Raw genomic sequence first — 1,236 nt, 5'->3', positions numbered from 1 at the left:
TGGCAGGACAAGCTTTAGAGGACTTTCTCGCCGAATGGAAACCAAAGTATAGGAAAGTCATGGAAAGTCTGGAGAAGACGGATAATCTTTTAACTTTTTATCAGTTTCCCTACCAGATTTGGCACAGCATGTATTCGACAAACCTCATTGAGTCTCTTAACAAAGAAATCAAACATCAAACGAAAAAGAAGGTTCTTTTTCCTAATGAGGAGGCTCTGGAACGTTACTTAGTTACGTTGTTTGAAGATTATAATTTCAAGCAAAGTCAACGAATCCATAAAGGGTTTGGTCAATGTTCTGATACACTTGAAAGCTTATTTAATTAACACTCCGTAACTCTACTTAAGTGTTTACACATAATTATTGACAGTATCAAAAAATAAAGTATATTGTTTTCATCATAATATAATTAAATATCAGTATAGAGAATTTTATCTATATATCAGATATCAGCAATTGCTTTTGCTGTCATTTTTCGCTACAATAGTTACAAGGAGGAAATAAACATGTTAAAAGAAGTATTAAACGTCGTAAAAGTTGCGAAAAAATCATCTCTCTTCTTAGGAGGGGTAGCATTTGGGACGCTTGGCTTGAAAGTCTTAGCAAGTAAAGAAGCTAAGAAAGGCTATTCTAAGGCCTTGGCTAAAGCTTACAAATTGAAAGATGGACTGGATGCATCTGTTTCTGTTGTAAAACAACACGGTGATGATGTTTTACAAGACGCTAAATATTTATACGAACAGGAAAAGAAAGAAGAACAATTAGATAGCCTGACAGGTGAATAATATGTCTTTTAAAGTGCTACACAGAGGATATCAACATATCCGATTATCGTCCTCGTTTTCACTGACCTTGGATATTCAAGATTATCTTCGTTCCTTGGCTAAAGATGAAAAAGGGATCGACTCTATTCAGTTTTATATGGATCAGCAGCACTTTACTCTACGTATGAAAGAAGGCTTCTCTGTATTAGAAAATGCAGAGGCCTTTTTAAAAAAAATTGACAAGGGGAAAGTTTCGGACTTGATGACTCTTCCCATTCGTAGAGAAGAGAGTGCTTATTCAATTGTATCGGGTGCAGCGATTAAGCGTTTGCTGTTTCGAAGTTTTGTACCCTACCCTATTCGTTATATTTGGACTTGTTATCAGGCTTTGGGTTATGTCAAAGAAGCCTATCAAACTTTAGCGCGCAAGGAACTAACCATGGAGGTCTTGGACTGTTCGGCCATTTTGTTG

General features: G+C 36.2%; 2 protein-coding genes and 1 pseudogene. All 3 read left to right on the top strand.

Annotated features, from left to right (window positions below; all coding sequences use genetic code 11):
* Positions 1 to 326: transposase (locus tag ACLOR3_RS01360; RefSeq protein ID WP_412036919.1), on the top strand; the 326-nt coding region annotated here is incomplete at its 5' end.
* A gap of 180 nt (positions 327 to 506) precedes the next feature.
* A complete protein-coding gene (locus tag ACLOR3_RS01355) occupies positions 507 to 785 on the top strand; it encodes a DUF6110 family protein (RefSeq protein WP_002902306.1) in 279 nt (92 codons plus the stop codon).
* 1 nt (position 786) lies between these two features.
* Positions 787 to 1,236 (top strand): annotated as a pseudogene (locus tag ACLOR3_RS01350) (heavy metal translocating P-type ATPase); the annotation flags it as partial.

The organism is Streptococcus intestinihominis (assembly GCF_046824975.1).
Lineage (GTDB): Bacteria > Bacillota > Bacilli > Lactobacillales > Streptococcaceae > Streptococcus.
This window is presented reverse-complemented; position numbering and strand designations above follow the sequence as displayed.

Bases quoted from the DNA above. Each gene is read 5' to 3' on its own strand.
- ACLOR3_RS01355 (WP_002902306.1), top strand. From the start codon at position 507: ATGTTAAAAGAAGTATTAAACGTCGTAAAAGTTGCGAAAAAATCATCT.